Source organism: Priestia sp. RMT2NF4 (assembly GCF_047872835.1).
Lineage (GTDB): Bacteria > Bacillota > Bacilli > Bacillales > Bacillaceae_H > Priestia > Priestia zanthoxyli.
This window is the reverse complement of sequence record NZ_JBLQZO010000001.1, coordinates 1,390,899-1,404,213: the sequence shown is the minus strand read 5'-3', so window position 1 is coordinate 1,404,213 and position 13,315 is coordinate 1,390,899. Positions and strand designations below refer to the sequence as shown.

The 13,315-nt window shown below is 39.5% G+C and carries 17 protein-coding genes and 1 pseudogene; 16 read left to right on the top strand and 2 right to left on the bottom strand.

Annotated features, from left to right (window positions below; genetic code table 11):
- The first annotated feature begins 227 nt into the window (after nucleotides 1-227).
- Together ACMX9J_RS07390 and ACMX9J_RS07385 are read left to right on the top strand one after the other, a co-directional pair.
- Nucleotides 228-611, top strand: a complete 384-nt coding sequence (locus ACMX9J_RS07390) for a MerR family transcriptional regulator (RefSeq protein WP_014459212.1) — start codon at nucleotides 228-230, stop codon at nucleotides 609-611.
- A 20-nt stretch (nucleotides 612-631) separates the two neighbouring features.
- Nucleotides 632-1,078 (top strand): GNAT family N-acetyltransferase, encoded by a 447-nt coding sequence (locus tag ACMX9J_RS07385; RefSeq protein ID WP_328141311.1) that lies wholly within the window; start codon nucleotides 632-634, stop codon nucleotides 1,076-1,078.
- A gap of 298 nt (nucleotides 1,079-1,376) precedes the next feature.
- Here ACMX9J_RS07385 and yjcZ read toward each other — a convergent pair whose 3' ends face one another.
- A complete protein-coding gene (gene yjcZ / locus ACMX9J_RS07380) occupies nucleotides 1,377-1,526 on the bottom strand; it encodes a sporulation protein YjcZ (protein ID WP_014459214.1) in 150 nt (49 codons plus the stop codon).
- 520 nt (nucleotides 1,527-2,046) lie between these two features.
- Between yjcZ and ACMX9J_RS07375 the strand changes: the two genes are divergently transcribed.
- The 3 genes from ACMX9J_RS07375 to ACMX9J_RS07365 all read left to right on the top strand — a co-directional run bounded on the left by ACMX9J_RS07375 (nucleotide 2,047) and on the right by ACMX9J_RS07365 (nucleotide 4,523).
- Nucleotides 2,047-2,397, top strand: a complete 351-nt coding sequence (locus tag ACMX9J_RS07375) for a hypothetical protein (RefSeq protein ID WP_416225580.1) — start codon at nucleotides 2,047-2,049, stop codon at nucleotides 2,395-2,397.
- A gap of 336 nt (nucleotides 2,398-2,733) precedes the next feature.
- A complete protein-coding gene (locus ACMX9J_RS07370) occupies nucleotides 2,734-3,306 on the top strand; it encodes a GNAT family N-acetyltransferase (RefSeq protein WP_033580485.1) in 573 nt (190 codons plus the stop codon).
- A gap of 80 nt (nucleotides 3,307-3,386) precedes the next feature.
- A complete protein-coding gene (locus ACMX9J_RS07365; RefSeq protein WP_176343778.1) occupies nucleotides 3,387-4,523 on the top strand; it encodes a sensor histidine kinase in 1,137 nt (378 codons plus the stop codon).
- Between the two features lie 58 nt (nucleotides 4,524-4,581).
- On the opposite strand, the pseudogene ACMX9J_RS07360 reads toward ACMX9J_RS07365, so the two are convergent.
- Nucleotides 4,582-4,866: pseudogene (locus tag ACMX9J_RS07360) on the bottom strand (hypothetical protein); the annotation flags it as partial.
- A gap of 188 nt (nucleotides 4,867-5,054) precedes the next feature.
- On the opposite strand from ACMX9J_RS07360, the gene ACMX9J_RS07355 reads away from it, so the two are divergent.
- The 11 genes from ACMX9J_RS07355 to ACMX9J_RS07305 all read left to right on the top strand — a co-directional run bounded on the left by ACMX9J_RS07355 (nucleotide 5,055) and on the right by ACMX9J_RS07305 (nucleotide 12,956).
- Nucleotides 5,055-5,399 (top strand): hypothetical protein, encoded by a 345-nt coding sequence (locus ACMX9J_RS07355; RefSeq protein ID WP_063247383.1) that lies wholly within the window; start codon nucleotides 5,055-5,057, stop codon nucleotides 5,397-5,399.
- Between the two features lie 14 nt (nucleotides 5,400-5,413).
- Entirely contained in the window at nucleotides 5,414-6,295 is an 882-nt protein-coding gene (locus ACMX9J_RS07350) for a PhzF family phenazine biosynthesis protein (protein ID WP_416225579.1), read from the top strand.
- 163 nt (nucleotides 6,296-6,458) lie between these two features.
- Complete coding sequence (locus tag ACMX9J_RS07345; protein ID WP_028414515.1) at nucleotides 6,459-7,133, top strand: response regulator transcription factor; 675 nt, start codon at nucleotides 6,459-6,461, stop codon at nucleotides 7,131-7,133.
- The gene (locus tag ACMX9J_RS07340) at nucleotides 7,130-8,512 is read left to right on the top strand and encodes a sensor histidine kinase (RefSeq protein WP_416225578.1); all 1,383 of its coding nucleotides are present in this window, start codon (nucleotides 7,130-7,132) and stop codon (nucleotides 8,510-8,512) included. Before ACMX9J_RS07345 ends, ACMX9J_RS07340 begins: the two co-directional genes overlap by 4 nt.
- Before the next feature lie 72 nt (nucleotides 8,513-8,584).
- Nucleotides 8,585-9,670, top strand: a complete 1,086-nt coding sequence (locus ACMX9J_RS07335) for an ABC transporter permease (RefSeq protein WP_416225577.1) — start codon at nucleotides 8,585-8,587, stop codon at nucleotides 9,668-9,670.
- On the top strand, nucleotides 9,670-10,365 hold the full coding sequence (locus ACMX9J_RS07330; protein ID WP_416225576.1) for an ABC transporter ATP-binding protein: 696 nt from the start codon (nucleotides 9,670-9,672) through the stop codon (nucleotides 10,363-10,365). Before ACMX9J_RS07335 ends, ACMX9J_RS07330 begins: the two co-directional genes overlap by 1 nt.
- 127 nt (nucleotides 10,366-10,492) lie before the next feature.
- On the top strand, nucleotides 10,493-10,690 hold the full coding sequence (locus tag ACMX9J_RS07325) for a hypothetical protein (protein ID WP_416225575.1): 198 nt from the start codon (nucleotides 10,493-10,495) through the stop codon (nucleotides 10,688-10,690).
- 37 nt (nucleotides 10,691-10,727) lie between these two features.
- Nucleotides 10,728-11,180 carry a hypothetical protein gene (locus ACMX9J_RS07320; RefSeq protein WP_033580493.1) on the top strand — a complete coding sequence of 151 codons (453 nt, stop codon included), beginning with the start codon at nucleotides 10,728-10,730 and terminating at the stop codon, nucleotides 11,178-11,180.
- 11 nt (nucleotides 11,181-11,191) lie between these two features.
- Nucleotides 11,192-11,752 carry a shikimate kinase gene (locus ACMX9J_RS07315; RefSeq protein WP_416225574.1) on the top strand — a complete coding sequence of 187 codons (561 nt, stop codon included), beginning with the start codon at nucleotides 11,192-11,194 and terminating at the stop codon, nucleotides 11,750-11,752.
- 5 nt (nucleotides 11,753-11,757) lie between these two features.
- Complete coding sequence (locus ACMX9J_RS07310) at nucleotides 11,758-12,147, top strand: VOC family protein (protein ID WP_416225573.1); 390 nt, start codon at nucleotides 11,758-11,760, stop codon at nucleotides 12,145-12,147.
- A gap of 449 nt (nucleotides 12,148-12,596) precedes the next feature.
- Entirely contained in the window at nucleotides 12,597-12,956 is a 360-nt protein-coding gene (locus ACMX9J_RS07305; protein WP_416225572.1) for a hypothetical protein, read from the top strand.
- Nucleotides 12,957-13,315 lie beyond the last annotated feature (359 nt).

Genomic DNA, 13,315 nt, shown 5'->3' with positions numbered 1-13,315 from the left:
CTAATAAAAAGGCAATAAAACCGCCGATTACAATGGTAAGCATCATGTGAGCAGTATTCATCGTATCATCCTTTCTGATTTGAATGTATGTTGCTGCTTGTACAAAAAACCTGCAGCATAAAGAGCGCAATAAAGAAGACTCTAAAAGAATAAATCCTCGAGATAACTGGAGGTCAAGACAAACTCATCATGTTTTTCTGAGAAGTTTAATTGTAGGAGGAAGCAGTATGACGTATACCATTTCACAAGTTGCGAAGAAATTGAACGTGACAATTTATACCATTCGCTATTATGATAAAGAAGGGCTTTTTCCATTTTTAGATCGTACAGCGTCAGGAAATCGTATTTTTAAAGAACAAGATATTGAATGGATTGATTTAATTTGCTGTTTAAAAAGCACGGGTATGCAAATCAAGGATATTCGAACGCTTATTGAAAACTGTACGCTTGAGAATGCCGTGCTTGATAAAAGTCTTCAAATGCTGATGGATCACAAAAAAGCAGTGCTAAAAGAAATTGAAGAAATTCATCACAAGCTTGAGACGATTGATTATAAAATCAAGCACCTGCCGGAAATGTACGAGCGAATTGTTAATAAGCCTTCAAACTAAACAAAAAAGGAAGCGTAAAAATGATCGAAAAAGTAGTACCTTTCACTGCAGAGAATATGCAGCAGTGCATTGACTTGTATCTGAATGTATTTACAAAAAAGCCTTGGAATGAACCATGGACGGAAGAATCAGCTAAAGAAAGGCTGACTGATCTACTGAACACGCCTAAATTTATAGGCTATTTATTTTATGACCAAGGAGAGTTGATTGGAATGATTGCAGGTCACGCGAAAAAATCATACAGCGGTATGACCTTTTACGTGGCCGAGCTTTGCGTCAGCGCAAGCGTGCAGGGAAAAGGATATGGTTCAGCTATCTTAAGCCGGTTTGAGAACGAACTTCAAAGACGCGATATCAACAGCTTGTATCTCTTGACGGCGACTGGAGGAGCTGCACAGGCTTTTTATGAAAGAAACGGCTATACTGTAAATGATCAGCGGGTCGTCTTGAAAAAATCGTTTGTATAATTTTTTACATAAAGCGGGAAGAGAGTTGCAGAGTGGCTCTCTTTTTAATTAATCTTTTTATCTATTAATATGTAGAAGAAAGGGAAGTATGAACAAGAAAAATAAGGTAATGAGAAGGCGTAAACAAGGAACGGTAAATTAAAAAGCATGTTGTTTTTTCTCAGTGGTGAGTCTCATTATGAGCACACTTAAAAACAGTGCCCATTATGTGGACACTGCTTTTTCATAATAAAGTGGAAAGCTAGCTTTTGGTAAAAAAATTAGTGAAAATGAAGCTGTTCATCATTATTTCTAATGATTAGCAACCGCCAAATCCTCCCCAGCAAGCACAGCCGATGATGATTAATAAAATGAATAATACGATGATTAAAGCAAAGCCACTGCCAAATCCGCAGCCGCCACCGCCGTAACCGTAACCGCCATAACCACAGCCACCATAGAAGCCCATATAGTTCACCTCCAAGTTCTGAGTACATTTTTAACATATGCCTGAAATGCAAAAGTGCTCCAAAAATATCCAACGATTTCAATGAAAATAAAAAAAGATAAGAAAATAAGATGGACACGGTACTTTTTTGCACTTTCTACATAGGATGAATCATCCCAAGATCTCATATATGAGCCCCCATGTTATAACGAAGCAGGCTAATACCACTTCCTCCTTAGCCTGCGTACATAATAATGAAGGAGAAGCCGAAGAATTTTTTCTTCGGCTTCTTGTTTTTTACGATGAAATAAACACGTTAGTACGTTCCTTATAACATTCTAAGTCAGGGTCCGCTTCTTTTTGTATGTATTAGGTACTAAAGAGAAATCAAGCTCATTTTCATATAAACCTAGTCATTTGCTTTTTTTCGTAATTCTTTTCCCTTATTTTCAGCATAACCAAGATATTTGCCCAAGACAGCGAATAGGTAAATGCATATTCTTGGGTGAAAGCAAAAAACAAAAAAACGGAGGTTTCTCTCATGAATTCAGAAATGCATTTTTTACCTACTATGTATGCTCAAGATCATCATCAACTTCAACACGAAGATGAAAGGTTTATTGGCAGACCGTTTGGTTTCGGACGCCCGTTTGGTTATGGCTTTGGCAGACCGTTCGGTTTTGGACGCCCGTTTGGTTATGGTTTTGGCAGACCATTCGGCTATGGCTTTGGAGGTCCATTTTTAGGAGGATTAGCAGGTGGGCTAGTAGCAGGCTCACTGTTATCACCATATGGCTATGGCGGTTACGGATACGGTTACGGTGGTTATCCGTATGGCGGCTACGGCGGTTACGGCGGTTACGGCGGTTATGGCTTTGGCTGCGGCTGTTAAATATAAATAAAAGAAAAATCTCAGAAGAAGTATTTTTTATATCATTCTTTTCTATAAGGAAGTCTGTTTTGAAACGTAAGGCATTATATCCATCCACAGTGAATCAGAACGTACACCCCATCTCATATATAAAACCACCTGGTTATTTTTCCAGGTGGTTTTTGCGTAATTTTTTCACTTTCACATAGCAAAAGAATCAAAAAAGAGATTAGAACCGCGCGATTTGTTCTTTACATTACAGTAAGAAACGCTTACTATGTGAGAAAATGGAAAATATTAACGAAGCATTCTTTTTACACAACTTTCTGTGAGAAGTAAAAGAGGGAGAGACATAACATGATCGAAAGTCATACTATTTATTTGCGCCCGTTGATTGCCAGCGATGCGCACGACAGCCTCCGATTGCAAAAGGACAATCGCGACTTTTTTAAGCAGTTTTCTATGATTCGAGAGCATTCTTTTTATACGTTAGAGAGCCAAGTAGAAAAAATTCAGCTTCACGAAGAGAATAGGAAAAACGATCAAGAATACTATTTTGGTCTTTTTCAAAAAGAGACTAAGAGGTTAATTGGCACTATCAGTCTTTTTCAAGTGATGCGCGGATCTTTACAAAGCGCGTTTATCGGCTATTTTCTAGATCAGCATCATAATGGAAAAGGGTACGCAACAGAAGCCGTAAAAGCACTTGTTGACTATGCGTTTGAAGAGCTGCATCTTCACCGTATTGAAGCGGGCGTCATGCCACGTAATGTGCCATCTCAGCGCGTACTCGAAAAAGCAGGGTTTCATAGGGAAGGAATCGCTAGAAAAAATGTAAATATTAATGGCGTATGGGAAGATCATCAAGTCTTGGCTATCCTTAACCCTAATGATGAAATAGAAGAAATAAATGAGTTCTTAAAATTTTGATATACGTTTTTACATTTAAAATTTATAATGAGGATAAAAGAATAGAACAGTCTATATTTAAATAGTAGGTGACTAAGGTAATGGAAGAGAGGAACATCAATGAAAAAGCGGTTTGGGATGTATTGCAGATGGCTAGCGAAGTAGTCGGAAGCAGGACGCTGTTTGTAGGGGTTTTCGACGAACAATTTTCAGTTATGAAAGCCTTTAATAAAGAAGGGGGAAGCCTTGTAGAGGATGGACTGATGCTGCCGTTAGAGCTTGCGGTATGCAACTTAGTCACGTGTGATGAACCCCTTGTTATTCCCAATACAAAACGCGATGTTAGAACGTCTAATTTAGCCATCATTGATGGTGCACGGGTAGGTTCTTATTTAGGAACACCTATTGTGCTAGAAGATGGGAGAATGTTTGGTACCTTATGTGCGGTCGATCCGGATCCTTATCAGTTTAGCGAAAGTGAAATTCAAGGGTTAAACCGGCTGGCTGGTATTTTGTCTCATATTATTTATAAAAATCAAGCGGCTGTTTTGCCGAAAATTGAAGAGAAAATTCTGCAGCTTGATAAGCTGGCACTCGTAGGGCAGCTAGCAGCAGGGTTAGCGCATGAGATTCGAAACCCGATGCAGTCGGTGCGCGGCTTTATTCAATTTTTATTTAATGAAAATGAGCAGGCAGAGCCTTTTCAAAAAATTGTTCTTGATGAACTGGATCGTATGAATGAACTTATTAACAACTTCTTGCTTGTCACGCAGCCAACGGCGCCCAAAAAAGAAATCGTATCGATTGTAGAAGTTATTCATGATACCGTTGCTTTCTTGAAAAGTGAAGCTGCGCTGTATAATGTAGAAATGAATGTAAGAATAGAAGGAGCCATTCCACTTGTATCAATCGATCCTGCTCAAATGAGACAAGTGTTTATGAATCTTTTGAAAAACGCCATTGAAGCAATGGAGAAAAAGAAACGCGGCGAAATAAATCTTATTATCAAAGAATGGGAAGGTTGGGCTCTTATTGATATTCAAGATACCGGTTCTGGCATTCCGCTATCCATTATTAATAAAGTAGGAAATCCGTTTTTCTCAACAAAAGATGGAACAGGCATGGGGTTAGGGCTTTCTATTTGTAAAACGATCATCAACGAGCATAACGGTACGCTTGCGATTGAAAGTGATGAGAACGGGACAGTAGTGACGGTGAAGCTGCCTTTGACGCTTTAAGATAAAACAAAAAAGAAAGGAGAGTACGCACTCATCCTTTCTTTTTTTGCTGACTTTTTTAATATGCTGAACTGTCTTCAATCCAGTATTCATAGTCTTCCGCATCTTTTTTGTTTAACTTTTTGCCGTTGATGTAAATTTTGTCCCATTCGTAAATTTGTTTATCCAAATAAACGTTAAACACAATGCGCACATGCTCTTTTTCTGTATAATCGTAGCCGGTAAATTGTACAATGTGATGACGGCCTTCTTTTTTAATATAGGTCCATTTTGGATGATCGTTGTACGTTTCAAGCGTAATTGCTTCGTCGCCGTAGCGAACTACATCTTTAATATTCGTTTTAAAACACCTTTCATTGGTTATAATCTATCATCTAAAATGACTCTATTATTATACATTATTTCTAGTATTTTTCTATTCTTCCTTAAATTATTTTTAAAGTAAGAATATTTGCGCTGTGTATTTTTTAATGGGAACTTTCATAAAAAAGAAGAATATGGTAGATTTGAAGAAAAAGGAGCTGCCCCAACGTGAATCGTTTAAAGAAAGCCCTGCATCAATCGTGGTCAATTCATTCAAGCACGAAGTGGACGGCTGACAATCCTGCCAAAGGACAGTGCGGAGTGACCGCGCTTGTCGTTCAAGATATCAAAGGAGGAGATATTTTAAAAACGCCGTGTAAAGAAGGCTGGCATTTCTATAATCAGCTCAACGAACGGCGCTATGATTTTACACAAGAACAATTTCGTGAGCCTCTCCATTACGCAGACATTTTATCCAGTAGGGAAGAAGCGTTTATGGATACGAATGAGGAGCAATATGAGGCTTTAAAGAAAAAAGTAATGACCCATTTTGTACATAAAAATTTGCGTTAGAAAGGAACACAGGAATGAAAACTATTCAGTATTCCATTGTTGATGTATTTGCACAGAGAAAATATACGGGAAATCAGCTCGCCGTTTTTAAAGACGCCGGAAGCCTTTCAGACAAAGAGATGCAGCAAATGGCTAAAGAAATTAATTTCTCTGAAACGCCGTTTATTACGTCGGCTTCTCCGCAAAAAGGAGAATATGACGTGCGGATTTTTACACCTAATGAAGAAGTGCCATTTGCAGGCCATCCGACGCTCGGTACCGCTTATGTTATTCGAGAAGAACTAGAAGAAAAAGATACAGAGGAGCTTACTCTTCATTATAAAGCAGGTCCTACGCCTGTTACATACGATGAACAAAAAGATGTACTGTGGATGACACAAGGTCAGCCGACGTTTGGGAAAGTGTTAGATAAAAAGCAGGTGGCGGACGTGTTAAACCTTGATGAAACTTATATCGATATGCGTTTTCCCGTTCAAGAAGTATCCACGGGTCTGCCGGTCATTCTTGTCCCTTTAACATCATTAGAAGCTGCTAAAGAGATAAATGTAGACAAAGAAAAATATTTCAAGCTGATAGAAAACACAGAAGCAAAAGCAATTATGGTCTTTTCGCCGGAAACCTATCACCAAGATCATCACGTAAATGTGCGAGATTTTGCTGATTATTACGGCGTTCCAGAAGATGCGGCAACCGGCAGCGCCAACGGCTGTTTAGCAGCATATTTAGTCAAATACGGTTATTTTAATCAGCAAGCTATTGACATATGTGTAGAACAAGGATACGAAATAGGAAGACCTTCACTGCTGTATGTAAAAGCTAGTTATGATGGAGAGGCTTTTCACATTAAAGTAGGCGGAAAAGTAGAGATGATTGCGCGCGGTGAATGGATTTTGTAACAAGCTGTTCATCTGCTGTTCACAATAAGTCCTTATCCTAATAAAAACGCAATAGGACTACTACGTTTGGTTACACTAGTAAACAGATAGATACTGAAAGAATAAATGATGGCGGCCAAAAGGCCGCCATTTTGAATGGTTGATAAAAGGAGTGGCAGAAGAAATGATTCACATTTTACTGGCGGATGACGATGAGCATATGCGGCAATTGGTTCGTCACTATTTGCAGCTTGAAGGCTATATGGTGCATGAAGCAAAAGACGGGGAAGAAGCTTCGGGTCTGCTTGCTAAGCAGCACATTCATTTAGCGGTTGTCGATATTATGATGCCTCATAAAGATGGATATGAAGTTTGCGAAGAAATACGCAGCTACTATGATTTTCCCATTATTTTATTAACAGCAAAAGATCAGCTCGAAGACAAAGAAAAAGGCTTTTTAGCAGGAACGGATGATTATGTGACAAAGCCGTTTGAACCAAAAGAATTGATTTTCCGAATCAAAGCCCTGCTTCGCCGATACGAAGTGGTAAATGAAAAGATGATCGTGCTGAACAGCACCTCTATTGACCGAAAAAGCTATGAAGTGCACTGCAGCGGACGACTGTTCATTCTTCCAATGAAAGAATTTGAATTATTAGCTCAGCTCGCGAGCTATCCAGGAAGAATTTTCACAAGAGAAGAATTAATTCATCTGATATGGGGAGCGGATTTTAACGGAGATAACCGTACAATCGATGTACACGTAAAAAGGCTGCGCGAGCGGTTTGAACATACCGATGATTTTGTCATTACGACGGTTCGAGGCGTCGGCTATAAGCTTGAGGTGACGGCAAAATGAAGACGCTCTATTTGCGGATTGTCCTGACAACCATTGCTGTGATGGTATTTAGCAGTCTCCTCGCGTTTATTGTGGCGAACGTTTATTATCAGTACAGCTTAAAACCTTATAACGATCAAAAGCTTACGCGTATGGCAAAAGACATTGCGAGCTTTTACGAAAGCAATAGAGGCGTAGATCAACAGTCTTATTTACAGCATATTAGTAAACTTGGCTATCAAATATATGTAGTGGACAGCACTGGACATGAGACGTTTTACGGACGAGAGTTTAGAAACCAGCGCTTAGAAAAGAGTGCTGTCAAACAAGTGTTAGAAGGCAAAATGTATCACGGAATTGCAAACTTTCCTTCACAGGTGTTTGTGACGGGGTTTTTTGATAATGTGTTAGCTAATACCATCGGCGTGCCGTTAAAAGGAGAGGGTAACAAGCAGCAAGCGCTGTTTATTCGCCCTGATATTCAGCTGCAGTTCGGGGAAATGCGCATTTTTTTCTCGGTCATTTTACTGCTGATGATTGTATTAAGTATTTTGTTTGTACTTATTAGCACGCGTTATTTAGTAAAACCAATCGTCAAGCTAACGGAAGCAACAAAGCAAGTGGCGAAAGGAAAATACAACGTTGAGCTGTACGTAAAGCGCCGAGACGAAATCGGCGCGCTTGCTTCACATTTTTCCGAAATGGCTAAAAGTTTAGAGCAGCTTGAAGAGATGCGCCAGGAATTTGTATCGAACGTGTCACATGAAATTCAGTCTCCGCTGGCGTCCATTCAAGGGTTTTCGAAAACGCTCCGTTCTGCTGACCTTTCAGATGAACAAAGAAATGAGTATCTGTCTATTATTGAAGAAGAAAGCCGGCGCATGTCGTCCCTCAGCAAACAGCTGCTTACGCTTGCTTCACTTGATAAAGAAAGTGAGCATATCGAAAAAAGCACGTTTGACGTTGCAACTCAAATCAAGCAAGTGCTGTTTATGACGGAGTGGAGCTGGCGTGAAAAAGAATTAGCCATTGAAATGGATCTTCCTTCAACGATGATTTCAGGCGATCAAAAACTGCTTCATCAAGTGTGGACAAATTTGATTACTAACAGCGTAAAGTTCACGGAAGAAGGAGGAACGCTGTCTCTTCGCGTTGGTATGGAAGATACGTATTGCCACGTGGAGTTTCAAGATACGGGAATCGGCATGTCAAAAGAAAGCCTAACGCATATTTTTAATCGTTTTTATAAGGAAGATAAAGCAAGAAGCCGGACGGAAGGAAGCAGCGGTCTTGGTTTAGCGATTGTGAAGCAAATCGTCGACATGCACGGAGGTTCCATTCACGTTGAAAGCGAAAAAGGAAAAGGCAGCACTTTTCACGTCTATCTTCCGAAAATGTAATGAGCCGTTCATCTTCCATTCATTTTCTGTTTTTATACTTTAAATAGAATGAAAAAAGGAGATGAAAGAAAGATGTTTTTGGCTTTACGTGAATTAAAACATGCGAAGCTGCGCTACTTACTCATTGGCGTGATTATGGTGTTAATTGTATGGCTTGTACTTTTTGTATCGGGCTTAGCAAAGGGGCTTTCCTCTGACAATGCTTCAGCTGTTCAAGAAATGAAAGGAAATTACGTTGTGCTTCAAAAAGAAGCGGATCAGCGCCTGACGCGCTCTGTTTTATCCATAAACAAAACAGAAGATATTCAACAACTAAGCGGAAAGAAAAAAGCTGAGCCGCTTGGTGTGATGATGACAGCCGTTATAAATGATGGAAAAGCGAAAAAAATAGACGCCTCATTTTTTGCCATAAGCACAAGCGGCTTTTTAGCTCCGAACGTAACAGAAGGGAAGATGATTACGGACGATGCGAAACATGAAGCCGTGGCGGACTCTTCGCTAAAAGAAGAAGGAGTAAAGCTAGGTGATACGATAAAAGATACAGCTTCAGGAAAAAGCTTTAGAATTGTTGGTTTTACAAAAAATCAGTCGTTTAGTCACGCGCCTGTTATTCATATTAATCTTAAAGAGTGGAAAACAATTGAAAACACAGGTGCGTTTAATGCAGTGGTGTTAAACATGAACGATAAAAAAGCACATGCTCTTCAAAAAAAGGAGTCTGACATTGACGTGATTAGTAAAGATGAAGCGTTAAAAGGAATTCCAGGTTATCAAGAAGAACAAGGCTCGCTTTTAATGATGGTCGCATTTTTGTTTATCATTGGCGCTTTTGTGCTAGCCGTTTTCTTCTACGTGATGACGCTTCAAAAAATGAATCAGTTTGGCGTGTTAAAAGCGATAGGAGCAAAAACAAGCTATTTAGCGCGAACGATTTTATCTCAAGTAGTTGTGTTAACTTTATGCAGTCTTGCTATTAGTATTGGATTGACATACGGAGTAGCAGCCTTATTGCCGGATTCGATGCCGTTTCACTTAGACGTATCGCTAATCGCAGGGTGTTCAGCGCTGTTTGTAGCTGTTTCTGTACTGAGTTCATTATTATCGCTGTATCGCGTAGCAAAAGTAGATGCGGTTGAAGCGATTGGGAGGGCTGTTTAATGAGTGAAGAAAAATTAGTTTTAGAGAGTGTTAGCAAGTCGTTTGGAGACGGAGAAAACGCTGTAGACGTGTTAAATGATCTATCGCTGCGTGTAAAAGAGGGAGAGCTTGTGGCGATTGTCGGTCCTTCTGGTTCTGGGAAAAGTACCTTTTTATCCATTGCTGGCGCGCTGCTTTCACCGTCTAGTGGACGCGTGATTATTGACGGAGACGAGATTAATAACATGTCTTCAGCGCAAATGAACAGCATTCGTCTTAAAAAAATTGGCTTTATCTTTCAATCAGCTAATTTAATCCCGTATTTAACGGTTCGCGATCAGCTGCTTCTTGTCACGGAACTAGAAGGAAACCGAAACAAAGAAGCAAAAAAAAGAGCGGATGATTTGCTTGAAAAGCTCGGGCTTGCCCATCGAAAACATCACTATCCTGAAAGTCTATCCGGCGGAGAGCGCCAGCGGGTAGCGATTGCAAGAGCGTGGATGAATAACCCTGAAATTATCTTTGCAGACGAGCCTACGGCAAGCTTGGATTCAGAGCGAGGAAGAGCGGTCGTGCAAATGCTCGCAGATGAAGTAAAGCTAAGGGGCAAATCAGCTGTAATGGTTACCCATGACCAAAGAATGTTGGATTTATGTGACCGCGTTGTGTGGATGGAAGATGGGAAATTAGCAGAATCAACTAGCGTGCAAGTTTAAAAAAGAGGCTGGGACAAAAGTATGTTAGACGAAGTGAAAAACGAACCCTTCATCAACATGTTTGATGAGCGGTTCGTTTTTTTTGTGATAGTGCCTATCGTTTTATCTGTTTTGTTCCTTCTAGCAGTTGATTGGAGGGAAAGACGAAGACTCCTGCGGGGAAAGCGGAACAGATGAGACCCCACAGGAGCGTAAGCGACGAGGAGGCTCAGCGGCCGCCCGCGGAAAGCGAAGTCTTGCACGGAAGTTAACTGCGGTGTCTCAAGCAGTTCAGCTCATAAGACAATGCTATTTAGGAAAGGAGAAAATAAGAAACAGGAAATAAACGAACCGTGAAGAAATAGTAAAAAGGTGATGAAAGGATGAGAACATGGAAAGTGACTGCGTTTGGACTTATTATAGCAAGCTTTTCTGGGTGTTCAAGCAGTGGAGTTCTTGAAGAATCTCCGCCAAAAGCGTATCTTGAAGCAAGCAACCATCTTTATGACACAAAAGTTGGCACTTACTGCTGGAAAAACACGTGTGTGGATAAAACAGGCCCTTTGGAATTATTAAAAAACGAAAAGCCTATTAAAGTAAAAGCAAATGAATCGCTATCGCTTGTTATCGAGTATAAACGACAGCCCAACGAAAAGCATATGGCACAAATACAAAACAACCATGAAATGGAAATACCACTGAAGAAAAATAAGCTGAAAGCACCTTCTGAAGCAGGCACGTACTACTACTCATATTCAGTGTGGTGGATGGATGAAAGTCAAAAAAATGTATCTAATGGAGATGCATCGTACGCGTTTGTATTGGAAGTGAAATAAGGAGAGAGCCTATGCAACCCCCTATTATTCTCATTGGACCTATATGCGCGGGTAAAACGACGGTTGGTGAAAAAGTAGCGCAAAAACTAAGTATTCCTCAGTGCTCAATGGACGAAGTACGATTTTCTTACTACGAGGAAATAGGTTTCAGCAAAGAAACACAGCAGGACATTCGAGAAAAACAAGGGTTTCAGGGTATGTACGCCTATTGGAAGCCGTTTGAAGCCTATGCCGTTAAAAGAATACTAGAAGATTACAGGCATGCGGTCATTGATTTTGGCGCCGGTCACTCGGTCTACGAAGACATGGGACTGTTTCAGCAAGTAGAAAAGATATTAAAACCTTATCAGTCTCTATTTTTATTGCTTCCCAGTGCTGATAAAGAAGAGTCCATACAACTATTACATCAAAGACTGCAGCAAATAACGGATGATGAAGATGTTTTTAAGCTTAACAAACATTTTGTAACGCATCCGTCAAATGAGCTGCTGGCAAAGCAAACAATTTACACAAAGGACAAGTCGGCAGATACAGTAGCAAAAGAAATTATTTCATCTATATCGAAGGAGTGAAAGCAATGATTAAAAAAATCGGTCAAATTATGGTGTATGTAAACGATCAAGATCAAGCGGTAAAGTTTTGGACAGAAAAAATGGGATTTCAGGTTATGTCCGAACAAAATAATGAACAAGGCATGAAGTGGATTGAGCTAGCGCCGGTAGCGGGTGCTGAAACAACCATTATCCTTCATAACAAACAGCTAATAGCAAAAATGCAGCCAGAATTAAACGTCGGAACTCCTTCGCTTCTGTTTTTTACAGAGAATGTGGATGAGCTATACAGCGATTTAACGGCTAAAGGCGTAACGGTGGGAGAAATGGTATCGATGCCTTCAGGAAAAGTTTTTAATTTTTCAGACATTGAAGGTAACTACTTTGCAGTTATGGAAAACGTGGATCATAAATAAAGGGAAAAGAAAAAGCACCGGGAGCATTCACTCTCGGTGTTTTACATGTGGGGCAGGGTGAGTTACTCTGCGTCGTTATTATAAATCAAGGAGTGATGCCTCTCATGATAAAACTAATAGGAGAAAAAGTGTTGCTAAGAGAAGCGTGAATTAGAGAAGCACGTATTGTAAACGGAAACTATTTTGACAGCATTAAAATGGGCATTCTGCGAAGAGAATGGGAAAGTCATCGTAGTAAGAGCTGTAATGGAAAAGAATACTGAGGTGAACGAAAGCATTGATTAATATAGTCTCATTATTTAAGGCTTCTTCCTTTATAAATGGAAGAAGCTTTTCTTATATCAATCATGTCATCTGTAAGGCCTAGCGTGTATAAAATTAGAAGAAGGAACGTTTATATAGATCTGCTCAAAACAGTTACTGTGTTAAAAACATCAGGGGGGAAATACATGCGGGTAAACTTTAAAGAATCTGCAAAAAGAAGCGTGAAAAAGGAGAGAACGCTGCAATTTACGCTAAATGTAATCGGAATATTTATGTTTATAGGGGTTTTAATCAGATGGTGGACTGTTCCGTTCGCTATTAGTAACAACCTCGGAATTTATTATAATCCAGATTTTCAAATGAAGCCCAGTGAGTGCAAGGAATTTCTTGCATTCGTTTTATGCGCAGCAGGCGTGTATTTTAGTTTAATAAACGTCTACTTTTTAGGCAAAACAGGTAAAAAATTAGTCTATACCGTTCTTGTTTTACTGGCTGTTTTTAGTCTCTATATGATGGTTATACTTCTTGCTGTAGCTACGCATTAAAGGCGTGCGTGCAGCTTAAAAGAAAGAGGTCAAACTTTCTTTCTCCCTTAAATGGTTTTACGATTTTTCTATGTAAAAAACAGATAAGTCTTCAAACGTCTTCATTAGCTGAGCTTCCATATTACTTCCACCTTTTGATATTTTCACTGACACATATGTAGACATTATGTGCGTTTTTGCTTTCATACAATTCTATCAAATCCATTAAAACAGTTTTATTTTTTAAATTCAACTAAAAAGTATTTTCATTATTTTTCCATAAATTATCTAAGATAAGCGGCTATAGGGTTTAAAGAACAAAAGAAAATTGAAATGATTTTTTATGAGTTTTATATCTTGACGAAAAAATATTTCAGGAA